The organism is Rhodopseudomonas sp. BR0M22 (genome assembly GCF_010907035.1).
Lineage (GTDB): Bacteria > Pseudomonadota > Alphaproteobacteria > Rhizobiales > Xanthobacteraceae > Rhodopseudomonas.
In genome coordinates, this window is record NZ_QUMK01000004.1 from 1 (window position 1) to 22,810 (window position 22,810).

The following is a 22,810-nucleotide window of genomic DNA, read 5'->3' on the forward strand; positions in this document are numbered from 1 at the left end:
GGCAGCGGCAGATGGTTATAAGGGACGGGGGGGGGGCCGGCTGCAATTGCGGCCGCATTGATCGTGAACGACGAACCTACTCATCCAGCACCCAGGTGTCCTTGGTGCCGCCGCCCTGGCTGGAATTCACCACCAGCGAGCCTTCCTGCAGGGCGACGCGGGTGAGACCGCCGGGGACGACGGTGATGCGGTCGCTGCCGGTCAGGACGAACGGGCGCAAGTCGACGTGGCGCGGGGCAAGGCCGGCCTCGGTGCAGGTCGGGCAGGTGGAGAGCGCCAGCGTCGGCTGAGCGATGAAGCCCTCCGGCTCGCGCTTCAGCTTCTCGCGGAACGCCTCGATGGTCGCCTTGGTGGCGGTGGGACCGATCAGCATGCCGTAGCCGCCGGAGCCGTGGACTTCCTTGACCACCAGCTCGGACAAATGGTCGAGCACATAGGCTAGGTCGCTCGGTTCGCGGCAGCGCCAGGTCGGGACGTTCTTCAGGATCGGCTCTTCGTCGAGATAGAACTTCACGATGTCCGGCATGTAGCTGTACACCGCCTTGTCGTCGGCGATGCCGGTGCCGACCGCGTTGGCCAGCGTGACGTTGCCGGCCCGATAGGCCGACATCAGTCCCGGCACGCCGAGTACCGAATCCGGGCGGAAGGTCAGAGGATCGATGAAGTCGTCGTCGACCCGGCGATAGATCACGTCGACCCGCTTCAGCCCTTCGGTGGTGCGCATGAACACTTCCTCGTTCTTGACGACGAGGTCGCGGCCTTCGACCAGTTCGATGCCGAGCTTGTCGGCGAGGAACGAGTGTTCGTAATAGGCGGAGTTGAACACGCCCGGCGTCATCAGTGCGACGGTCGGCTCCGACGATGAATGCGACGGGGCGACCGAGCGCAGCGCGGTGAGCAGTTCGTCCGGATAGCGCTCGACCGGCGCGATGCGGTGCCGCGCGAACAGATCCGGAAACAGCCGCATCATGATCTCGCGGTTTTCCAGCATGTAGGAGACGCCCGACGGCGTCCGTGCGTTGTCCTCCAGCACGTAGAAATGTTCGTCGTCGACTCGAACGATGTCGATACCGGCGATGTGGACGTAGACGTCGTGCGGTACCGCCTGACCGTTCATCTCCGGACGGAACACCGGGTTCTGAAAGATCAGATCGTCGGGAATGATGCCGGCGCGCAGAATGTCGCGGCCGTGATAGATGTCGCGCAGGAACATATTGAGCGCGCGCACCCGCTGCTTCAGCCCGAGTTCCATCCGCGCCCATTCCCGCGCCGATAGAATTCGGGGGATGACGTCGAATGGGATCAGCCGCTCCTGCGCCTCGGCATCGCCATACACCGCGAAGGTGATGCCGATCCTGCGGAACAACAGCTCCGCTTCCTGGCGTCGATTGGTGAGGGCTTCGGGCGGCGTTTCGCCGAGCCAGCGGGACAATTCCTGATAGGCCGCGCGTACATCGCCGCCGGGGCCCTTCATTTCATCGAACGCAACTGCCATGAAACCAGTCTGATTCCCATCGGTGCTGCGTGAGAGTGCAGCATTGAACACAGCAGTAGCAAGGGGCGGGCCAGCACGATATGGAAGGAGTGGACGGTTTTTGACCGCGGGCTCACGATGTTGCCTGCAATTCGGGCGGCGCACTGCCCAAATGAGTGGCAGGCGTCTATGGAGACGGCAACAGCGGTGGTTGTCCGGTAATGCGCAGCGGGGAAACGGAAGCATTCATGAGCGAGATCGTTACGGCGGGTATTCTGGTGATCGGCGACGAAATCCTGTCGGGCCGGACCAAGGACAAGAACATCGGTTTCATCGCCGAGTACCTGACCAACATTGCGATCGATTTGCGCGAAGTCCGCGTGGTTGCCGACGACGAGGCGGCGATCGTCGAGGCGCTGGATGCGCTGCGCAATCGCTACACCTACGTCTTCACCACCGGTGGGATCGGGCCGACCCATGACGACATTACCGCCGACTGTGTCGCCAAGGCGTTCGGTGTCGGGATTGATTATCACCCCGAGGTGGTGGCGCGGTTCCGCGAGCGCTTCTCCGAAGCCGGGCTGAACGAAGCGCGGTTACGCATGACGCGGATTCCGGATGGCGCCGAGCTGATCCAGAGCGCGACCATCATCGCGCCCGGCTTCAAGATCGGCAACGTCATCGTGATGGCCGGCGTGCCGTCGATCATGCAGGCGATGATGGACATCGTCGCGCCGACCCTGAAGTCCGGCGTCAAGATGCTGTCGGAGACGGTGAAGGCGAACGCGCGCGAGGGCGACATCGGCGGGCCGTTGCGCGAGATCGCCGCCGCGCATCCAGACGCGATGATCGGCAGCTATCCGTTCCTCGACGAAGAGCGCAAGCCGAACACCAACCTGGTGGTTCGCTCACGCGACCCGGAAAAGCTGCAGCAGGCGATGGCGGCGGTGAAGCAGATGCTGGCGGATCTGCAGGCGGCGAAATAGAGCAAGACAAGTAGGTAGCGGTCGTTGCGAGGGGCGCCGCGACGAAGCGATCCAGCAACGCCCGCGCGGTCGCTCGGTTTGCTTCGCGGAGCGTGTGTCCGGACGGTGCAAAGCATCCGATCCGGGTGCCCGCAATGAGCGTATAGTCGGAGTGAGTGGATGACGCAGAGTGAACCGACCGAGCAGAAGCGGGCGGGCCGACCGTTCCCGGTGTCGTGGGACCAGTTTCACCGCGACTGCCGGGCGTTGAGCTGGCGGCTGAACGAGCTCGGACCGTTTCACGCGGTGATCGCGATCACACGTGGCGGCTTGGTCCCTGCGGCGATCGTCGCGCGTGAGCTTGGCATGCGAGTGATCGATACGGTTTGCATCGCCAGCTACGAGCACGACAAGCAGGGCGAACTGCAAGTGCTGAAGGGCGTGTCCGATCAGACCGCCGCGCTCGGCGGCGGCACCGGCAAGGGCCTGTTGATCATCGACGATCTGGTCGACACCGGCAAAACCGGCCGAATGGTGCGGTCGATGCTGCCGGACGCACATTTCGCTGCGGTCTATGCCAAGCCGAAGGGGCGGCCATTGGTCGATACCTTCATCACCGAAGTGTCGCAGGACACCTGGATCTTCTTCCCCTGGGACACCGGGCTCAGCTTCCAACCGCCGCTGAAGGACGGGGCGGCGTAGAACGCGTGCTGGACGGCAGCCAATTTGTCGTCCCCGGCCTGACCAAGCGCCGCAGCCTAACCTCTCCCCGCGCGCGGGGAGAGGTCGGATTGCGTAGCAATCCGGGTGAGGGGGCGTCTCCACGAGTCCGAGCTTTCGGATGGCTCGCTGCGGTCGCCCGTGATCTGATTGTTGACAGCTGAGGGGCGCTCGGCTGCGCGGCGCCGCCCCCTCATCCCACCCTTCTCCCCGCGCGCGGGGAGAAGGAGCAGGCAGCGCGCGCTGAGCACCCTTTGCCTTGCAGGAGACAGTTGATGCCGCTGCAGAACCGCGTCACCCCGTTCGGCGAGATTGTCGCGGTGGCGGCGCGCGGGATGTTCACGGGCAATCGCGGCATCCTTCACGATCCGGCGACCAAGACGCTGCTTGCGCGGCGCTGGTCGAGCCGGGCTTGGATCACATGCACCTGCGAGTTCCGCGGTCGCCGCCGCGACGTGATGGCGACGCGGAGCTGGACCGAGCTGTTCTTCCTGGATGAGGCCACCGCGCTCGCTGCCGGACACCGGCCTTGTTACTATTGCCGCCGCGAGGATGCGCAGCGCTTCGCGGATGCCTTTGCCCGTGGCAATGGCTTGTCGTGCGTGAGCGCCAGGGAAATCGACGCCACCTTGCATCGCGAACGGCTCGATGGCCGCGCCAAGCGACTGCAACCGCTGCCGTGTGCGGTGAGTGAGTTGCCGGAGGGAGCGATGGTGGCGGACGTAAAGCCCGACGATGCCGGCGTCCGCGATCTTGCCTTGGCGGGCACTGCTTATCTTTCTACACAGGGCGCGCTTCTGCGGTGGTCGTTTGAGGGTTATCAGCCGGCCGAAGTGGTGGTGATCGACGGCTTGCAGGGTCGTCTCGTCCTCCTCACGCCACCATCGACGCTAAGGGCTCTCGACGCCGGGTACCAACCCGCACTGCATCCAACTTCACGCACAAACTAACCACGTCATTCCGGGGCGCTCGCGCAGCGAGCGAGCCCGGAATCCATACCCCCCGTGCATGTGATTGAGCACTGCGGCGCGGGCTTCGAGCTACATTTTCACTGGGGGTATGGATTCCGGGTTCGCGCTACGCGCGCCCCGGAATGACGAAAGAGCGGGCAATAATGCCTTGCGATCGGCGAGTTATGCTCACTACGCAAACCGCTGCCGTGCCAGTTCCGCCCCCGCGCCGAGCGCAAATAGCTTCGCCTCGGCGATCTCCCGCCGCATCGGGGCCATGCCGCAGTTGGTGGTGGCGATGATGTTGCTCTTGGGCACATGCTTCACCACCGCTTCGATCGTGGCGCAGACGTCGTCGGCTGTCTCGACCTCGTCGCTGGCGACATCGATAACGCCGGCCTGCACGATCTTGCCCTTCAGCAGCGACAGCAGCTCCAGCGGCACTTTCGAATTGCGGCACTCGACCGCGACCTGCTGGATTGCGCTCTTGTCGATCGCCGGGAAGATGTCCTCATATTGCCGCCACTCGGCGCCGAGCGTCTCTTTCCAGTCGGTGTTGGCCTTGATGCCGTAGCCGTAGCAGATGTGCACGGCGGTGGCGCAGCTAAGCCCCTGCGCGGCGCGCTCCAGCGCCTTGACGCCCCAGTCGGCAGCCTCGCTCATGTAGACATTGAACGCCGGCTCGTCGAACTGGATCATGTCGATGCCGTCCGCCTGCAGCGCCTTGGCTTCCTCGTTGAGCAGTTCGGCGAAGGCGAATGCCATCTTGACGCGGTCGCCGTAGTAGCGATCGGCGATGGTGTCGATGATCGTCATCGGGCCGGGCAGGGTGAACTTGATCTTGCGGGTTGTATGCGCTCGTGCGACCCGAGCTTCGAGACCGTGGACGCGCTCCCTCAGTCGCAGCGGCGCGACGACCTGCGGCACCATCGCTTTGTAGCGATCGTTGCGGATGCCCATCTCGACCTTGTGGGCGAAGTCGATGCCTTCGACGGCTTCGAGGAAGCCGTGGACGAAATGCTGCCGCGCCTGCTCGCCCTCGGTGACGATGTCGATGCCGGAATCCTCCTGCAGCTTCAGCGCCAGGATGGTGGCGTCGCGCTTGGCGCGGATCAGCTCGTCGCCGCTCGACTTCCACGGCGCCCACAACTTGTTCGGCTCGGCGAGCCATTCGGGCTTCGGCAGCGAGCCGGCGATCGTGGTCGGAAACAGCATGGTTCGCTCCCTCTGGGGCCTGATTGACGCCCTCTGTGCCACGTCCGCGGCGGGGCGTACAGAAGCGCGAGACCGAGGTGACAAGGCGGCCGAAGCCGGGCTAGGATCGGCTCAAACCCGTCAAGAGGACCCAGCGGCCATGATCGATCTGTATTACGCGCCGACGCCGAACGGCTGGAAGATCTCGATCATGCTGGAAGAGTGCGGCCTGCCGTACAAAGTGGTGCCGATGCAACTCGGCCGCGGCGACCAGCACAAGCCCGAATTTCTCGCGCTCAGCCCCAATGGACGGATGCCGGCGATCGTGGATCACGCGCCGCCGGGCGGCGGCGGGCCGCTTTCGGTGTTCGAGAGCGGGGCGATCCTGATCTATCTGGCGGAAAAATCCGGGCAGCTGATGCCGACGGAGACGCGGGCCCGGTTCGAGGTAATGCAGTGGCTGATGTGGCAGATGGCCGGGCTCGGGCCGATGCTCGGGCAGAACGGCCACTTCCTGCTGTATGCGCCGGAGAAGATCCCTTACGCGATCGACCGCTACGCCCGCGAAGCGAAGCGGCTGTACGGCGTGCTCGATCAGCGGCTGGCCGATCGCGACTATATCGCCGGCGACTACTCGATCGCCGACATCGCCTGTTTCCCCTGGATCATGACCCACAAGGCGCAGGGCCTGACGCTCGACGACCATCCCAACATCAAGCGCTGGTACGCGACGTTGCGCGCCCGGCCCAAGCTGCAGGCCGGTCTCGCCCTCGGCAAGGAGGACAAGAAGCCGATGGACGAACAGGCGCGCAAGCTCTTGTTTGGCGTCGATAAGCCGGCGCACGCCGACGCGCAGGCGCAGAGCGCGCAGCAGCAGTGAGGGCCGCTTATACAGTATCCGCGTTTGTCATTCCGGGTTCGCGCTGAGCGCGCCCCGGAATGACAAGATGAGAGACAATCAATAACAACAACGGAGGAAATCCCGATGCTCGAATTCTTCTTCGACTGCTCCAGCCCCTGGACGTATCTCGCCTTTCACAACATTCAGCCGCTGGCAAAAGAGATGGGCGAGGAGATCACCTGGCGGCCGATCCTGGTCGGCGGCATCTTCAACTCCGTCAATCCGAGCGTGTACGAGTCCCGCAAGACGCCGGTGCCGCTGAAGGCGCGTTACATGAAGAAGGATTTGGCGGACTGGGCGCGATCGTCCAATCTGGCGATCAAGATGCCGCCCAGCGTGTTTCCGGTGAACAGCGTCAAGGCGATGCGCGGCTGTCTCTGGTTGCTGCGCGACAAGCCCGACGCGATGGTGCCGTTTGCGACCGCGGTGTTCGAAGCGTACTGGGGCGACGATCAGGACATCTCCAAGGACGACGTGCTGACCGCCATCTGTGCTCGGTGCGGCCTCGACCCGCAGGCATTCTTCTCCGCGATCGCGGAGCAGAGCATCAAGGACCAGCTTAAGGACAACACCGACGAGGTGATGGCACGCGGCGGCTTCGGCTCGCCGACCATCTTTGTGGACAAGACCGACATGTATTTTGGTAACGACCGGCTGCCGTTGGTGCGCGAGGCGCTGGCGCGTCGCAAGGCGGGTGCAGCCTGATGCCGAAGGCTGTGGTGTGCCGCGAACTCGGACCTCCCGAGTCGCTGCGGTTTGAAGAGATCGAACGCAAGGCGTTGAAGTCTGGTGAGGTGCGCGTTGCGATCCGCGCCGCCGGCATCAACTTCCCCGACATCCTGATGTGCGCCGGCGAGTATCAGCTCAAGCCGGAGCTGCCGTTCATTCCAGGAATGGAAGCGGCCGGTGAGATCATCGAGCTCGGCGCAGATGTGACCAGCGTCAAGCTCGGCGATCGGGTGATCGTCAAGCTGCGGTTCGGTGCCTATGCCGAAGAGGTGGTGGCTGCGGCCTCGCAGCTCACGCCGGCACCGGCGAACTTCGATTTCGCCGAAGCTGCGACTTATCTGGCCGGCCATGGCACCGCCTGGCACGGCCTGGTCGAGCGTGGCCAGTTGCAGCCCGGCGAAGTTCTGCTGGTGCATGGCGCCGGCGGCGGCGTCGGGCTCGCGGCGGTCGAGGTCGGCAAGTATCTCGGCGCCACCGTGATCGCGGCGGCGTCGAGCGAAGAGAAGCTCGCGGTGGCACGGCAGCGCGGCGCCGACCATGGCATTCTCTACGGTGCCGAGCCTTTCAAGGATGCGGTGAAGCGCATCACCGAGGGCCGCGGCGCCGACGTGGTGTTCGATCCGGTCGGCGGGCAGATCTTCGAAGACAGCGTGCGCTGTATCAATTGGGGCGCGCGGTTGCTGGTGGTCGGCTTCACCGGCGGCATCGGGCTCGCGCGCACCAACCTGATCCTGATGAAGGGCGCAAGCGTGATCGGCGTCCGCGCCGGCGAGGCGGTGCGGCGTGATCCGGCGCGCGGCGAGCAGCGCACCGCCAAGCTGCTCGAGCTGGCCGCCAACGGCGTGCTTCGCCCCAACGTGTCGCATCGCTTGCCGCTCTCCGAGTGGGCACCGGCGATGCGTTTGCTGATCGACCGCAAGGCGATCGGCAGGGTGGCTTTGCTCCCGTAACACGGAATGTTCTGCACCCGCGCCGCGCGAAGATTTCGCTTGGCGCGGGTTTCGCGATGTGGAAAGTGCAGCGCGGAACAACGAGGTTGGAATGAGCACTGAACTGGAACTCGACGCCTATATGAAGCTGGTCGGCACCGAGATCGGCGTGTCGGAATGGCATGTGCTCGATCAGAAGCGGATCGATCAGTTCGCCGATTGCACCGAGGATTGGCAGTATATTCACGTCGATCCGGAGCGCGCCGCGCGCGAGACGCCGTTCGGCACCACGATCGCTCACGGCTTTCTGACGCTGTCGATGCTGAGCGTATTTTCCTACGAGGCGATGCCGAGGATCAAGGGCGTCACCATGGGTGTCAATTACGGCTTCGACCGTCTGCGCTTCATCTCGCCCGTAAAGGCGGGGTCGCGTGTGCGTGGCCGTTTCATGCTGGCTGAAGCCACTATGCGCAAGCCGGGCGAATTGTTGTCGCGTACCAGCGTCAACGTCGAAATCGAGGGCGAGAAACGCTCCGCGCTCGTGGCCGATTGGCTCGGCCTGATCTACTTCGAACAATAATCCGGGGAAGCAACACACATGGCTATCAGGTTCGACGGACGCGTCGCCATCGTCACCGGCGCGGGCAACGGTCTCGGCCGCGCGCATGCGCTGGGTCTCGCGGCGCGAGGCGCCAAGGTGGTGGTGAACGATTTCGGCGGTGCGCGTGACGGCACCGGCGGTTCGATGACCGCGGCCGAGACGGTGGTCGAAGAGATCAAGAAGGCTGGCGGCACCGCGATGGCCGACGGCGCCGACGTGTCGAACTACGAGCAGGTCCAGGCGATGGTCGCGAAGGCGACCAAGGAGTGGGGCAGCGTTGACCTGCTCGTCGCCAACGCCGGCATCCTGCGCGACAAGTCGTTCGGCAAGATGGAGCTGAGCGACTTCCAGAAGGTGATCGACGTGCATCTGGCCGGCACGTTCTACTGCTGCAAGGCGGTGTGGGACGGCATGAAGGAGCGCAACTACGGCCGCATCGTGCTGACCACCTCGTCGTCGGGCATGTTCGGCAATTTCGGCCAGGCCAACTACGGCGCGGCGAAGGCCGGCATCGTCGGGCTGATGAATGTGCTGGCGCAGGAAGGCCGCAAGACCGACATCCGCGTCAACACCGTCTCGCCGACCGCCGCGACCCGCATGACCGAAGAGCTGCTGCCGCCGCAGGCGCTGCAACTGATGAAGCCGGAGGCGATCACGCCCGCGGTGCTGTTCCTGCTCAGCGAGAACGCGCCGACCCGCACCACGCTCGGCGCCGGCGCCGGCTCGTTCGCGCAGATCAAGATCATCGAGACCGAAGGCATCAACCTGCCGGAATCCGAATGGACCCCCGACGCGATCGCGGCGCATTTCGCCGAGATCAGCGACGACTCCAAGGCCCAGGCGCTCGAAGGCGCGTTCCAGCAGACGCAGAAGTACGTGGCCCAGGCCGCCGCGCGCCTCGGCATCAAGATGTAATGCGGTCGTCATTCCGGGGCGCGCCGAAGGCGCGAACTCGGAATCTTAGCGTAGCAGAACAGCTCGGGATTCCGGGTTCGCTCGCTGGCGCGAGCGCCCCGGAATGACGGGGAAGGTGCTCTCCACGAGTCATTCCGGGGCACGCCGAAGGCGTGAACCCGGAATCTCTACGCCGATCCCGGTTGGTGTATAAGCGCCGGATGATTTTCTCCGGATACAGCCGTCGTGGCTGACATTCTCGACATCGACGCTGCCGTGATCGGCGCCGGCCCGGCCGGGCTGATGGCGGCCGAGCAGCTCGCACGCGGCGGGATGCGCGTCACCGTGTTCGACGGGATGGGTGCGCCGGCGCGGAAGTTTCTGCTGGCCGGCCGCGGCGGCCTCAACCTCACGCACAGCGAAGCACTGCCGGACTTCCTGGCGCGCTACGGCGCCGCGCAGGCTCACCTGACCCCGGCGATCGAGGTGTTCGGGCCGCAGCAGCTGCGTGCCTGGGCCGACGAGCTCGGACAGCCCACCTTCGTCGGCACGAGCGGGCGGGTGTTTCCGGTGGCGATGAAGGCGTCGCCGCTGCTGCGCGCCTGGCTGCGCCGGCTGGATGCGCAGGGCGTGCAGCTCCGCCTGAAGCATCGCTGGACCGGATGGGACGGCGAGGGGCGTCTGTCGTTCGACACGCCGGAAGGCCCGCGAAGCTTTGCGGCGGGGGCAACGGTGCTGGCACTCGGCGGCGCGAGCTGGCCGCGGCTCGGTTCGGATGGAAGCTGGAGCGATATGCTCGCCCGCAAAGGCGTTACGGTTGCGCCACTGAAGCCGGCGAATTGCGGTTTTGTGGCCGCATGGTCCGCGCTGTTCGCTGACAAGTATCAGGGCGCGCCGCTGAAGAATGTTGCGTTGTCGTTCGGCGGACGCACCGTGCGCGGCGAGGCGGTGATCACCCGCGACGGATTGGAAGGCGGCGCGATCTACGCGCTGTCGGCGCTGCTGCGCGATGCGATCCTGGCCGAGGGCGAAGCGAAGCTGTCGATCGCGCTGCGGCCCGATCTCACTACAGCCGATCTCGCCGCGCGATTAGCGAAGCCGAAGGGCAAGCAGTCGCTGTCGACGTATTTGCGCAAGACCGCCGGGCTGTCGCCGGCCGGCATCGGCCTGCTGCAGGAGGCCGCCCATGGATCGGGCGTCGCCCTGGCGACGTTGCCGGCTGATCAGCTCGCCGCGCTGATCAACGCTGTGCCGGTGCGTCTGGTTAGCACCACGCCGATCGAGAAGGCGATCTCGACCGCGGGCGGCATCGCGCTCGACGAGATCGACGCGAACTACATGCTGCATAAGCTACCCGGCGTCTTCGCCGCCGGCGAGATGCTCGACTGGGAAGCGCCGACCGGCGGCTATCTGCTCACGGCCTGCTTTGCGACGGGCCTCGCAGCGGGCCGTGGGGCGGCGAACTATCTGGGGCGATAACGCGAACGGCGGCGCGGTCGTTCGCGGGCGAACAGGTCGTCTCGTCATTGCGAGCGAAGCGAACCAATCCAACTCAGTGCTCGGGTTGGATGCTTCGTCGCTTCACTCCTCGCGATGACGGGAGTTGTCGTCATTCCGGGGCGCCGGGCAGCGGCGAACCCGGAATCTCTCTTGGTGCCAACTTCGGGGTTCCGGGTTCGCGCTTCGCGCGCCCCGGAACGACGCGGTGATCCTACGCGCTTTCGATCTCTTCGCGCAGCATCTCCAGCTCGAGCCAGCGCTGCTCGGCGGCGTGCAGCTCGTCGTGCGCCTTGGCCATCGCGGCCGAGACCTTGTCGAACTTGGCGCGGTCCTTGGCATAGAGCTGCGGATCGTCGAGCTGCTTCTGCAAGTTCGCGATCTCGGCTTCCAGCTTGGCGATGGTCTTCGGCAGCGTTTCCAGCGCGTGCTTCTCGTTGAAGCTCAGCTTGCGCTTCGGCGCGGGCGCGGCGGCGGGCGAGGGCGCCGCCTTCGCGGCCGTCGGCTCGGTCGCGGCGGCCTTGGCCGGCTGCCGGGTCAGGTCGGCACCGCGCTGCCCCAGCATGTCGGAATAGCCGCCGGCATATTCGATCCATTTGCCGCCACCGTCCGGCGCGATCACCGAGGTGACGACGCGGTCGAGGAAGTCGCGGTCGTGGCTGATCAGGATCACGGTGCCGTCGTAGTCGCCGAGCATCTCCTCGAGCACGTCGAGGGTTTCGAGGTCGAGGTCGTTGGTCGGCTCGTCGAGCACCAAGAGGTTGGACGGTTTCGCCAGCGAGCGCGCCAGCATCAGCCGGCCGCGTTCGCCGCCGGACAGCGCCTCCAGCGGCGTGCGCGCCTGCTCCTGGGTGAACAGGAAGTCCTTCATGTAGCCGATGACGTGGCGCGGCTTGCCGCCGACCATCACCTGGTCGCCGCGGCCGCCGGTCAGCGCGTCGGAGAGCGTCGATTTCGGATCCAGGCTGTCGCGGCTCTGGTCGAGCGTGGCGATCTCCAGATTGGTGCCGAGCCGCACCGTGCCGCTGTCGGGAGCAAGCGCGCCGGTCAGCAGGCTGATCAGCGTGGTCTTGCCGGCGCCGTTCGGGCCGACGATGCCGACGCGGTCGCCGCGATTGATCCGGATCGAGAACGCATCGACGATCGGCCGGTCGCCCCAGGCCTTGTTGATCGACTTGGCTTCGATCACCAGCTTGCCGGACTTGTCGGCTTCCGCAGCGGCGAGCGAGGCGGCGCCAGTCGGGCCGCGATAGTCGCGGCGCTGCGCGCGGAGCTCGTGCAGCCCGGCGAGCCGCTTGACGTTGCGCTTGCGGCGGCCGGAGACGCCGTAGCGCAGCCAGTGCTCTTCCATCACGATCTTGCGGTCGAGCTTGTGCTGATCGCGCTCCTCTTCGGCCAGCACGTCGTCGCGCCAGCTTTCGAACTGCGAGAAGCCGCGGTCGATCTGGCGGATCACGCCGCGGTCGAGCCAGGCGGTGGCGCGCGACAAATTGGTGAGGAAGCGGCGGTCGTGGCTGATCATCACGATCGCGCATCTGCGCTGGGCAAGATCGTTTTCCAGCCATTCGATCGTGGTCAAGTCGAGATGGTTGGTCGGCTCGTCGAGCAGCAGGATGTCGGGATCGGGCGCGAGAATCCGCGCCAGCGCCGCGCGCCGGGCTTCGCCGCCGGAGAGATTGGCCGGGTTCTCGTCGCCATGCAGGCCGAGCTGTTCGAGCAGATAGGCGGCCTGATAGTGATCGTCGCCCGGCGCGAGCCCGGCCTCGACGTAAGCCAGCGTGGTGGCGAAGCCGTCGAAATCCGGCTCCTGCGGCAGATAGCGCACCGTGGCACCGGGCTGCACGAAACGGCTGCCGCGATCGGGCTCGATCAGGCCGGCGACGATCTTCAAAAGCGTCGATTTGCCGGAGCCGTTGCGGCCGATAAGGCACAGCCGGTCGCCGGCGGAGACGGCGAGTTCGACGCCGTCGAACAGCGCCGATCCGCCGAAGGTCAGCGCGATGTCTTTCAATTGAATCAGCGGCGGCGCCATGGTTTGTCTCAGCTCTGGTCGGTGCGGCGGCGCGCGATCCGGCGGATCGCGCTGTCGAGCGCCGAAAGAAAGGTGGAGCGGTCGCGCGGCGAAAACGCGCGCGGGCCGCCGGTGATCTCGCCGGTCGAGCGCAGATCGGTCATCAGATTGCGCACCGCCAGCGTCATGCCGATCGACTCCTCGGTGAACGGCTTGCCGTTCGGAGCGATCGCGGTGGCGCCCGCTTTGACGCAGCGGCTCGCCAGCGGAATGTCCGCGGTGATGACGATATCGCCCGGTTTGATCCGCTCCGCAATCCAGTCGTCGGCCGCATCCATGCCGGAACCGGCAGCGACGCGCTCGATTCTCGGATGCTGCGGCACCCGGATGAAGCCGCCGGCCACCACCGTCACCGGAAGATGGTGACGCTCGGCCACCTTGTACACCTCGTCCTTCACCGGACAGGCGTCGGCGTCGACATAGATGCGGGTGAGGGCGTCGGTCATCGGGCGGTGTGCGGTTCTCTGGGCGGCCTTGCGTTGCCGGCGCAGTGGCGTAGCATCGCCGGCAACGATCGCCAACAAGATCGGGCAAACCGGGAGACACCATGGCCGCATCGCTTGCGCTCTGGCGCGTCAGCGCCTTCAACACCGCCAAACAATCCGAAAACAAGATGCACGACGACACCGTGGCCCGCCGCTTCGGCTTCACCGGCGGCCTGGTGCCCGGGGTCGAGGTGATGGCCTACATGATGCATCTGCCGGTCGCCCGCTGGGGGCGGGACTTCCTGGAGCGCGGGCTGATCGAGGCGCGGTTCGTGAGGCCGGTGTACGACGGCGAGACCGCGACGGTGACAGGCGAGGAGCAGGGCGAGGCCATCACGCTCGCGGTCGAGAGCCGCGGCGAGCTTTGTGCCACCGGCAGCGCATCACTGCCGGCACGGGCGCCGGCTGTCGATCTGGCCGCCTATCCGGAGACAGCCGCGGCGGCGAACCGGCCGCCGGTGGATGCGTCGTCGTTTCCCGAAGGGCACTGGTTCGGCACCGCACCGGTGAGCTGGGGCGGGGCGAAGCTGCGCGCGTATCTCGACGAGATCCGCGAGACCGATCCGATCTACCAAAGCGATGACCTGATCCATCCCGGGACGCTGCAGCGGATCATGAACCGCGTGCTGGTCGACAATGTCGTGCTCGGGCCGTGGATCCATGTCGGATCGAAGATGCAGCTGCTCGCCGCCGCACGCGGCGACGACGTGCTCACCGCGCGGGCCAGGGTGGTCGCCAACTACGACAAGAAGGGCCACCGCTTCGCCGAGTTCGACGCGCTGATCGTGGCGAATGGCGACCGGCCGGTGGCGCATTGTCACCACGTCGCGATCTTCGCCCCGCGACAGCAGGCGGCCGCGTAGCAGACGTTTATTCCGTCAGGCGGATAGCGGGCGACGTCATGCGACGTTCTGCCCCTCTCGCCTTGCGGGCGGGCGCAGCCAGAATGCTTGCCGACAATCACAGCAACCAGGAGGGCGGGGGCACATCCATTCATGCGCGGGAGCCGGCGATACGGCCGAACTGATAACAAATCAAAAAATCATCCGGAGGAAACATGACACTCGTTCAACGGGCGGCGGCGATGATGCTGGCTGCGCCGCTGCTGCTGGGCGCACCCGCCTTCGCGCAGCAACAGGCTCCGCTCAAGATCGGTCTGCTCGGCGACTTCCAGTCGGTGTATTCCGACATTGGCGGCCAGGGCAACGTCGAAGCCGCCAAAATGGCGATCGAGGAGATGGGCGGCACGATGTTCGGTCAGCCGATCGAGTTCATCTCGGCGGACGTGCAGAACAAGCCCGACATCGCCGCGTCGCTGGCGCGCAAATGGTACGAGAACGAAAACGTCGACATGATCGTCGATCTGCCGACCTCGGCCACCGCGCTTGCCGCGATGGAGATGAGCAAGAAGTTCGAGAAGATCATGATCGTCACCGACGCGGCGTCGTCGGACATCACCGGCAAATCGTGCTCGCCCTACACCGCGCACTGGACCTACGACACCTATTCTAACGCCCACACCGTCGGCTCGGCGATCGTCAAGAACGGCGGCGACACCTGGTTCTTCATCACCGCGGACTATCTGTTCGGCCATTCGATCGAACGCGACACCGGCGAGGTGGTGAAGGCGGCGGGCGGCAAGGTGCTCGGCAGCGCACGGCATCCCCTGAACAACGCCGACTTCTCCTCGTTCCTGCTGCAGGCGCAGTCGTCGAAGGCCAAGATCATCGGCATGGCCAATGGCGGTGGCGACACTATCAACACCATCAAACAGGCGGCCGAATTCGGCATCGTCACCGGCGGCCAGAAGCTCGCCGGCATCGTGATGTTCATCTCCGACATCCACAGCTTAGGGTTGAAGATGGCCAACGGCCTGATCATCACCGAGGCGTACTACTGGGACCTCAACGACCGCACCCGCGAGTTCGGCAAGAAGTACTTCGAACGCATGAAGCGGATGCCGACGATGAACCAGGCCGCGACCTACAGCGCGACACTGCACTATTTGAAGGCGGTGAAGGCGGCGAACAGCAAGGACACCAAGACGGTGCTGGCGAAGATGCGCGAACTGCCGGTGCGCGACGCCTTCACCGACAACGGCTTTCTGCGCGAGGACGGCCGAATGGTGCACTCGATGTTCCTGTTCGAAGTCAAGAAGCCGGAAGAGTCGAAAGCGCCGTGGGACTACTACAAAGTCCTCGCCGAAGTTCCCGGCGACCAAGCGTTCCGTCCCCTGAAAGACGGCGGCTGCCCGCTGGTGAAGGCGGAGTAGAGAGCAGGCTTCTGACGACTAGGTAACATCCTTGCCGCACAACAGACGTCGTCGCCGGGCTCGACCCGGCGACCCACCTTCTTGGATAGGACGTTGTCGTTTGCGCGCTCCTCGCGCGATGGATGCGCGGGTCAAGCCCGCGCATGACGATCTGGTTTGAGGAGGCGCAGTGCCACAAGCACAGCGTCATTCCCCGCATGCGCGGGCGATGACGGGGTGGACTACGCCGCCGTCTTTGCCTTGGCGTCGTGGATCGCCCGCCACACCTTCTCCGGCGTCAGCGGCATGTCGAGCGTCGTCACGCCGTAATCCTTCAGCGCATCGAGCGCGGCGTTGACGATGGTCGCAAGCGAGCCGGCGCAGCCGGCTTCGCCGCAGCCTTTGGTGCCGAGCGGATTGGTCTTGGCCGGCACCGGGTGATCACCGACCGCCATCAGCGGGACATCGTCGGCGCGCGGCAGTGCGTAGTCCTGCAGCGAGCCGGTGATCGGCTGGCCGTCGGCGTCATACGAAATCTTCTCCATCAGCGCCTGGCCGATGCCTTGCGCGACGCCGCCATGGAGCTGACCGGCGACGATCATCGGATTGACGACGGTGCCGAAATCGTTGACCGCGGTGTAGCGCACCACGCGGGTGACGCCGGTGTCCGGATCGATCTCGACCTCGGCGACATGGCAGCCGTTGGGGAAGGCGGAGGGGGCTCCTTCGGTGGTGTGGTCGACGTCGAGCGATGCCGGCACGCCGTCGGGCAGCTCAGTGCCGCGCAGCCGCTGCGCCAGCTCCATGATGCCGATGCTGCGGTCGGTGCCGGCGACGGTGAAGCGGCCAGCCTCGAATTCGATATCGGCTTCGGCAGTCTCCAGCAGATGCGCGGCGGCGCTCTTGCCCTTGGCGATCACCTTTTGCGACGCCTCGACGATCGCCATGCCGCTGGCGGTGATCGAACGCGAGCCGCCGGTGCCGTTGCCGCTGTGGACGATGTCGCTGTCGCCCTGTTCGAGCCGGATGCGATCGAACGGCACGCCGAGGAACGCGCTCAGCACCTGGGCGAACGGCGTGGCGTGGCCCTGGCCGTAGTCGAGCGTGCCGGTGATCAGCCGCACCGTGCCGTCGTCTTCGAACACGATCTTGCCGAGTTCGACGCTCGGCGGCGCGGTGACTTCCAGATACGAGCCGACCGCGATGCCGCGCAGCTTGCCGGCCTTGCGCGCGTCCTTCTTGCGTTTGGCGAAGCCTTGATAGTCGGACAGTTCCAGCGCCTGTCCGAACACGCCGGCGAAATCGCCGCTGTCGTAGGTGACACCGGAGCAGGCGGTGAACGGCATCTGCGCCGGCTTGATGAAGTTGCGCTTGCGCAGGGTGAGGCGGTCGATCCCCATCTCGTCGGCGGCGCGATCGATCAGCCGTTCCAGGAAGTAGTTGGCTTCAGGACGTCCGGCGCCGCGATAGGCACCCATCAGCGTGACATTGGTGACGACGCATTTGATGTCGACGCTGAGCAGCGGCGTGCGGTACACGCTGCCGATGTTCTTGCCGGTGTTGAGCGACAGCGGCAGCGGCGCGACGCCGGTGATTTGGGCGCCGAGATTGCCGGTGCCGGAGAGGCGGATCGCGAGAAAACGCCCGCCGGCGTCCAGCGCCAGCTCGGCGCGGATCTGCTGGCCGCGGCCCTGACTGTCGGACAGGAAGCTGGTCGAGCGCTCGTCGGTCCATTTCACCGGACGTCCGAGCGCTTTGGCGGCGTGCAGGATGCAGATGTACTCCGGATAGGAGATGTTCTTCATCCCGAACGAGCCGCCGACCTGGCCGGTCAGCACCCGCACCTTGTCGGTCGGCACGCCGAGCAGTTTGGCGAGCGTGTTCCGGTTGCCGGAGACACCCTGGGTCGGCAGTTGGATGGTGTAGCGGCCGTTCTGCTGATCGTAGGAAGCGAGCCCGACCCGCGGCTCCATCGGCACCGCGGCGACGCGGGTGTTCTCGATGTCCAGCGTAGTGACATGCGCGGCCGCGGTGAACGCCGCGTTCACCGCGGCGGTGTCGCCGAAGTGATAGTCGAGCGCGACGTTGTTCTCGATGTGATCGTAGAGCTGCGGCGCGCCGGGCTGCATCGCGGCTTCTGCATCGGTGACGGCCGGCAGCGGTTCGATGTCGAGTTCGACCGCTTCGGCGGCATCGCGGGCCTGCGCCAGCGTCTTGGCGACCACGCAGGCCACGGGTTCGCCGACGTAGCGCACCTTGTCGGTGGCCAGCGCGCCGTGATGGGTCTGTTTCAGCGGGGTGCCGTCTCGGCTCTTCAGCGGCAGGCCCGAGCTGAACGGTGCGTAACCTGCGGCGGCGAGGTCGGTGCCGGTGTAGATCGCGCAGACACCCGGCATTGCCTTGGCGGCCTCGGTGCCGATGCCGCGGATGATGCCGTGCGGATGGGGGCTGCGCACCATCACGGCATAGAGTTGCCCGGGCAGGTTGCAATCGTCGGTGTAGCGGCCCTTGCCGCGCAACAGTGTCTCGTCCTCCTTGCGCCGGACCGGCTGGCCCACGCCGAATTTGTGCAGCGCGAGGGACGTGTCGAGCGACGCGTTGGCGGGGCGGTCCTGCATGAGGCTGATTTCCGGCGTAAGAGACGTGCGTGACGGGAAAAAGCCGCGTGTGGCGGCTCTTCTGCGCGGGCAATGTCAGTGCTGATAGTGTTTAGGGATAACGCAGCCGACCGCACGCGACAACGCATGAAACCGCATGCTTCGCCCGCAGGTGGGTTGCGCCCGGACGGTGCGCTGCTAAACTTTCCGTGAATGATGATTTCGACGTCGGTCGCGCGCGGCCGCGGAAAGACGAATTAGATGGACGACGAAACGCGGCTTCGCCCGGGCTCGCTGCCGGGCGAGGATCCGCACGCGATCGTTGCGATCGCTGAGGAGGAGCGCGCGCCACACGGCGACGGCGTCTACGCCGCGCTCGACCTCGGCACCAACAACTGCCGGTTGCTGATCGCGCGACCGGCAGGCGATGGCTTTCGCGTCATCGACTCGTTTTCGAGGATCATTCGGCTCGGGGAGGGCGTCGCCACCACCGGCCGGATCAGCGACGCGGCGATCGCGCGTGCGATTTCGGCGCTGGCGGTGTGCCGCGACAAGATCGACGCCCGCCACGCCAAGCGGCAGCGGTTGATCGCGACCGAAGCCTGCCGCGCCGCCAGCAATGCCGACGAGTTTTGTGACAAGGTCGCGCAGGCCACCGGCATCCGGCTGGAGATCATCGACCGCGAGACCGAAGCGCGGCTCGCCGCCACCGGCTGTTCGCCGCTGCTCGATCCGAATGGCCGCGGCGCGATCCTGTTCGACATCGGCGGCGGCTCCAGCGAACTGGTGCGGATCGCCCGCGATCCGGAGCGGCCCGAGCTGGCGCCACGGATCGACGCCTGGATGTCGGTGCCGCTCGGCGTGGTGACGCTGGCGGAAGCGTTCGGCGGCAGGGTGGTGACGCAGGAGACCTATGAGGCGATGGTCGCCGAAGTCGCCAAGCACGTCGCGCCGTTCGCCGCGAAGCATGGCGGCGATCTCGGCCGGATGCATCTGCTCGGCACGTCGGGCACCGTGACCACGCTGGCGGGGCTGTATCTCGATCTGATCCGCTACGACCGTCGCCGGGTCGACGGCATCTGGATGAACGACGACGAACTCAGCGCCACCGTCGAGAGACTGCGCAGCATGAGTTATCACGACCGCGCCCACAACCATTGCATCGGCAACGAGCGCGCCGATCTGGTGCTGGCCGGCTGTGCCATCCTGGACGCGGTGCGCGCCGCCTTTCCGCTGCCAAGGCTGCGGGTCGCCGATCGCGGGCTGCGCGAGGGGATGCTGGTCGAAATGATGCGTGAAGACGGTGTGCTGGGGGCCGTGTAGGCCGCTTCCGCACTGGTTTTTCCGGGCCCGTCTGCTAAGCAGCGGCCTTATCCCTCGATCGTAAGCAAAGCCATGGCCAAAGACACAACCGGACGAATGCGCGTCACCGTCAAGAGCGGCGGGCGGATGAAGCTGTCGTCGAAGCTGTGGCTGGAGCGCCAGCTCAACGATCCCTATGTGGCGCAGGCCAAGCGCGACGGCTATCGCTCGCGCGCCGCCTACAAGCTGACCGAGATCGACGACAAGTTTCGTCTGCTGAAGTCAGGCATGGCGGTGGTCGATCTCGGCGCTGCGCCAGGAGGCTGGAGTCAGGTCGCCGCCAAGAAGGTCGGCGCCGCCGAAGGCCGCGGCAAGGTGGTGGCGATCGATCTTCTGGAGATGGGCGAGGTGCCCGGCGTCATCTTCGCGCAGCTTGATTTCCTCGACCCGTCGGCGCCGGACCGGCTCCGCGAGATGCTGGGTGGCGGCGCCGACCTGGTGATGAGCGACATGGCCGCCAACACCACCGGCCATCGCAAGACCGACCAGCTCCGCATCGTCGGCCTGGTCGAGACCGCGGCGATGTTCGCGGCCGAAGTGTTGAAGCCGGGCGGGGCGTTTCTCGCCAAGGTGTTTCAGAGCGGCGCCGATGCGGCGCTGATGGCCGAGCTGAAGCGCGACTATGCCAGCGTGAAACACGTCAAGCCGGCGGCGAGCCGTAAGGACTCGTCCGAGCGCTACCTGCTGGCGACCGGATTTCGCGGTGGTGCCGCCAGCGCCCCGGCGGCGGACGGCGAGATGGCGTGAGTGCGTTCGGTTCTTAGGTTGATTAGCTAAAGTGCGAATTAGTTGCGCATCAAATCGGGAATTCATCTGGTTAATTGTTGGTAGAGGTAGCTTTCTACAGAGAACTTCTCCGTAGTTCTCATAGGCTGATCGGTATCCATCGGGCGAATCGGGAGGGACCAATGGAGATTCCTACGCCGATGTGCAGAACCTGCGGGGTCGATCGCGAGCTGATCGAGATCGAGCACGCCAATGCGTCGTTCGACGTGCCGCATTATCGCTGCCCGATCTGCAACGACGTGCTGCGCCTGGCTGTCCGTCATGCCGACCTCACACCGAATCGCGGCGACAATCGTCATTAGCACGACCACCGAGACGGGGGTGGAGTTCGGTCCGCCGCCGGCTCAGCCAGTCCGATAACGATCAACCAGCATCGCATAATCGAACAACGCGCGGCCGGCGCAGGACGCGGGTGAGCGTAGCCATCGGCCGACAGGTCAGAAGGTGATGGTAATGTTCATTGAATGATCGCTCCAAAGAATGTAGGGGGTGCACGGCATTCGTCAGGGAGATCGCCATGTCCATCACCCTCAAGCAGATCGAGGCGCTTCACTGGGTGGTCCAATTGGGCACGTTCGACCGCGCAGCGAACCGGCTCCACACCAGCCAATCGGCTGTATCGAAGCGGATCATGGAGCTCGAAGCGACGGTCGGCGTTCCGATCTTCGATCGGAGCCAGCGGGGCGCCCGGCTGACGGAGCAGGGTGAGCACTTGCTTGCCCTCAGTCAGGACATGCTGGACATTCAGGATCGCATGATGGCGCTCAAGGACGCGGGCACCATGCCGGCGCGACGCCTGCGGCTCGGAATTACCGAACTGTCCGCGCTCACTTGGCTTCCACGGCTGATTTCCGTGCTACGCGAGACGTTTCCCACTCTGGAGATCGAGCCGGACGTTGACACGAGCCGCGATCTTTACGCGCGATTGCAGGAAGACGAGCTCGATCTGATCGTCATTCCGGAATGCTTCGTCGATCCGGAGATTGTGTCCGATCGGTTGGCGGAGGTCGGCAACGTTTGGTTTGCCCGGCCGGGTCTCGTGAAATCGCGGCGGGCGCTGACGCTGGAGGAGCTTGCGGCCTATCCGGTGCTGATCCAGGGGCGCCGGTCGGGGTCGGGCCTGTTCGTCAATAAATGGCTGAAATCCCAAGGTGTGGCGTTTCCGCGGGTGTTGTCCAGCGACAACCTGACGACCGTATTGGCTTTGGCGGTGGCTGGGCTTGGGATCGGATATCTGCCACGGCAGTGTTTTCGATCGATGGTGACCGAAGGCAAGCTGGTGACGGTGCCGACCAAGCCGTCGCTGCCGCTGGTTCCCTATTCGGCGATGTATCGGAACGATCGCCCGTCGATGTTCATCGCGAAGGTCGTGGAGATCGCCAAAGAGGTTTGCGATTTCTCGGTTCAATTCCAAGCGTAGAGTCCAGTCTGCCGATGAGCCGCGCGGCGTCGACGGCACCGCAGCAGCTCGCCCGTCACTCAGGGGAGCTGCTGTCTTTTTCGATATATGCGCGGAGAGAATGAATCGGGATGAATTAATATCGTTTTTCCGACGGCGCTGTGGACGCTAGTGCTGCGTCCACACAAGTGAAACTCGTGGGGAGAACTTATGATTGGTGATCGTCGTCATCCGAATGCAGCTCAGGCCGACGCCGGCTTGATCGAAGCGTTCAAAACCGCGGCAACCGCGATCATCAGCGACAATCTCGGCCGTTTGCCGGGAGCCGTCGGGTTGCGGGCATTCCATCGTGCGGACCGGGTAATGGTCGGTACCGCGCTCACGGTGAGCACGCGCGCTGGGGACAATCTAGCGATCCACAAGGCGCTGGACATGGTTCGTCCTGGCGATGTGATCGTCGTCGACGGTGGCGGTGATACCAGCAGGGCGCTGGTCGGCGAAATCATGATGACCATCGCACAGGTTCGCGGCGCCGCTGGCTACGTGATCGACGGATCGATCCGGGATTGCGGCGCCTTTGCGCGCGCCGACTTCCCTTGTTTCGCAAAAACCGCCATTCACCGCGGCCCCTACAAGAACGGGCCAGGTGAGATCAATGTGCCCGTCACTGTCGGGGGAATGGTGGTCGAGCCCGGCGATATCGTCGTCGGCGATGAAGATGGTGTCGTTGCCTTCCCGCAATCTATCGCCACGGAGTTGCTGCAGGCTGTACGTGCTCAAGAGAGCAGGGAGGCGGAGATCCTGCAAAGCATCCGAGAGGGGCGGTACACCGGGGTCTACGGTAAGACCGCCGGATAGCCGAGGACGACCGATACGACGCGTCGGCGCTTGCGTTGAATCGAGCATGACGGCTCGGGATCGCTGCGTCGTAACGGCAGACCGATCTTTCAATTCGCTGTTCACGATGTGCGGAGCGGAGCCCCTTTGAGGGGGCCAGCTTCGAGC

Annotated in this window: 21 protein-coding genes; 16 read left to right on the forward strand and 5 right to left on the reverse strand. The window is 65.3% G+C overall.

The genetic code is table 11. From position 1 onward, the window contains the following. Positions 1-76: 76 nt before the first annotated feature. Positions 77-1,495 (reverse strand): circularly permuted type 2 ATP-grasp protein, encoded by a 1,419-nt coding sequence (locus DY468_RS01955; protein WP_164601890.1) that lies wholly within the window; start codon positions 1,493-1,495, stop codon positions 77-79. A gap of 227 nt (positions 1,496-1,722) precedes the next feature. Here DY468_RS01955 and DY468_RS01960 point away from each other — a divergent pair, with 227 nt between their 5' ends. The 3 genes from DY468_RS01960 (at position 1,723) to DY468_RS01970 (ending at position 4,109) form a co-directional block, all read left to right on the forward strand. Then, complete coding sequence (locus DY468_RS01960; RefSeq protein ID WP_164601892.1) at positions 1,723-2,460, forward strand: competence/damage-inducible protein A; 738 nt, start codon at positions 1,723-1,725, stop codon at positions 2,458-2,460. A 159-nt stretch (positions 2,461-2,619) separates the two neighbouring features. Beyond that, complete coding sequence (gene gpt, locus DY468_RS01965; protein WP_107355332.1) at positions 2,620-3,141, forward strand: xanthine phosphoribosyltransferase; 522 nt, start codon at positions 2,620-2,622, stop codon at positions 3,139-3,141. Positions 3,142-3,434: 293 nt separating this feature from the next. Continuing rightward, a complete protein-coding gene (locus tag DY468_RS01970; protein WP_164601894.1) occupies positions 3,435-4,109 on the forward strand; it encodes a hypothetical protein in 675 nt (224 codons plus the stop codon). Positions 4,110-4,301: 192 nt separating this feature from the next. On the opposite strand, the gene DY468_RS01975 is transcribed toward DY468_RS01970, so the two are convergent. Beyond that, complete coding sequence (locus tag DY468_RS01975; protein WP_164601895.1) at positions 4,302-5,324, reverse strand: methionine synthase; 1,023 nt, start codon at positions 5,322-5,324, stop codon at positions 4,302-4,304. Between the two features lie 139 nt (positions 5,325-5,463). On the opposite strand from DY468_RS01975, the gene DY468_RS01980 reads away from it, so the two are divergent. The 6 genes from DY468_RS01980 to DY468_RS02005 all read left to right on the forward strand — a co-directional run bounded on the left by DY468_RS01980 (position 5,464) and on the right by DY468_RS02005 (position 10,836). Beyond that, positions 5,464-6,183 (forward strand): glutathione S-transferase N-terminal domain-containing protein, encoded by a 720-nt coding sequence (locus DY468_RS01980; RefSeq protein WP_164601897.1) that lies wholly within the window; start codon positions 5,464-5,466, stop codon positions 6,181-6,183. Positions 6,184-6,288: 105 nt separating this feature from the next. Then, positions 6,289-6,909, forward strand: a complete 621-nt coding sequence (locus tag DY468_RS01985; protein ID WP_164601899.1) for a 2-hydroxychromene-2-carboxylate isomerase — start codon at positions 6,289-6,291, stop codon at positions 6,907-6,909. Further along, complete coding sequence (locus DY468_RS01990; protein ID WP_164601901.1) at positions 6,909-7,883, forward strand: NADPH:quinone oxidoreductase family protein; 975 nt, start codon at positions 6,909-6,911, stop codon at positions 7,881-7,883. Before DY468_RS01985 ends, DY468_RS01990 begins: the two co-directional genes overlap by 1 nt. A 91-nt stretch (positions 7,884-7,974) precedes the next feature. Continuing rightward, the gene (locus DY468_RS01995) at positions 7,975-8,442 is read left to right on the forward strand and encodes a MaoC family dehydratase (RefSeq protein WP_164601903.1); all 468 of its coding nucleotides are present in this window, start codon (positions 7,975-7,977) and stop codon (positions 8,440-8,442) included. 18 nt (positions 8,443-8,460) lie between these two features. Further along, positions 8,461-9,378 carry an SDR family NAD(P)-dependent oxidoreductase gene (locus DY468_RS02000; protein ID WP_107355338.1) on the forward strand — a complete coding sequence of 306 codons (918 nt, stop codon included), beginning with the start codon at positions 8,461-8,463 and terminating at the stop codon, positions 9,376-9,378. A gap of 225 nt (positions 9,379-9,603) precedes the next feature. After that, positions 9,604-10,836, forward strand: a complete 1,233-nt coding sequence (locus DY468_RS02005; protein WP_164601905.1) for a BaiN/RdsA family NAD(P)/FAD-dependent oxidoreductase — start codon at positions 9,604-9,606, stop codon at positions 10,834-10,836. 232 nt (positions 10,837-11,068) lie between these two features. Here the strand turns inward: DY468_RS02005 and DY468_RS02010 are convergent, their stop codons facing one another. Beyond that, complete coding sequence (locus DY468_RS02010; protein ID WP_164601907.1) at positions 11,069-12,886, reverse strand: ABC-F family ATP-binding cassette domain-containing protein; 1,818 nt, start codon at positions 12,884-12,886, stop codon at positions 11,069-11,071. Positions 12,887-12,894: 8 nt separating this feature from the next. After that, entirely contained in the window at positions 12,895-13,371 is a 477-nt protein-coding gene (locus tag DY468_RS02015) for a YaiI/YqxD family protein (RefSeq protein WP_164601909.1), read from the reverse strand. Positions 13,372-13,472: 101 nt separating this feature from the next. Between DY468_RS02015 and DY468_RS02020 the strand changes: the two genes are divergently transcribed. Next, positions 13,473-14,273: a hotdog family protein gene (locus DY468_RS02020; RefSeq protein ID WP_164601911.1), complete on the forward strand. Its 801-nt coding sequence runs from the start codon at positions 13,473-13,475 to the stop codon at positions 14,271-14,273. Positions 14,274-14,467: 194 nt separating this feature from the next. Beyond that, on the forward strand, positions 14,468-15,682 hold the full coding sequence (locus DY468_RS02025) for an ABC transporter substrate-binding protein (protein WP_164601913.1): 1,215 nt from the start codon (positions 14,468-14,470) through the stop codon (positions 15,680-15,682). Positions 15,683-15,903: 221 nt separating this feature from the next. On the opposite strand, the gene DY468_RS02030 is transcribed toward DY468_RS02025, so the two are convergent. Next, complete coding sequence (locus tag DY468_RS02030; RefSeq protein WP_164601915.1) at positions 15,904-18,279, reverse strand: xanthine dehydrogenase family protein molybdopterin-binding subunit; 2,376 nt, start codon at positions 18,277-18,279, stop codon at positions 15,904-15,906. Positions 18,280-18,519: 240 nt separating this feature from the next. Here DY468_RS02030 and DY468_RS02035 point away from each other — a divergent pair, with 240 nt between their 5' ends. The 5 genes from DY468_RS02035 (at position 18,520) to DY468_RS02055 (ending at position 22,663) form a co-directional block, all read left to right on the forward strand. Continuing rightward, entirely contained in the window at positions 18,520-19,581 is a 1,062-nt protein-coding gene (locus tag DY468_RS02035) for a Ppx/GppA phosphatase family protein (protein WP_164601917.1), read from the forward strand. 72 nt (positions 19,582-19,653) lie between these two features. Next, the gene (locus DY468_RS02040) at positions 19,654-20,367 is read left to right on the forward strand and encodes an RlmE family RNA methyltransferase (protein WP_164601919.1); all 714 of its coding nucleotides are present in this window, start codon (positions 19,654-19,656) and stop codon (positions 20,365-20,367) included. A gap of 161 nt (positions 20,368-20,528) precedes the next feature. After that, complete coding sequence (locus tag DY468_RS02045; RefSeq protein WP_164601921.1) at positions 20,529-20,708, forward strand: hypothetical protein; 180 nt, start codon at positions 20,529-20,531, stop codon at positions 20,706-20,708. Between the two features lie 215 nt (positions 20,709-20,923). Beyond that, the gene (locus tag DY468_RS02050) at positions 20,924-21,826 is read left to right on the forward strand and encodes a LysR family transcriptional regulator (protein WP_164601923.1); all 903 of its coding nucleotides are present in this window, start codon (positions 20,924-20,926) and stop codon (positions 21,824-21,826) included. Positions 21,827-22,015: 189 nt separating this feature from the next. Continuing rightward, positions 22,016-22,663, forward strand: a complete 648-nt coding sequence (locus tag DY468_RS02055) for an RraA family protein (protein WP_164601925.1) — start codon at positions 22,016-22,018, stop codon at positions 22,661-22,663. Positions 22,664-22,810: the final 147 nt, after the last annotated feature.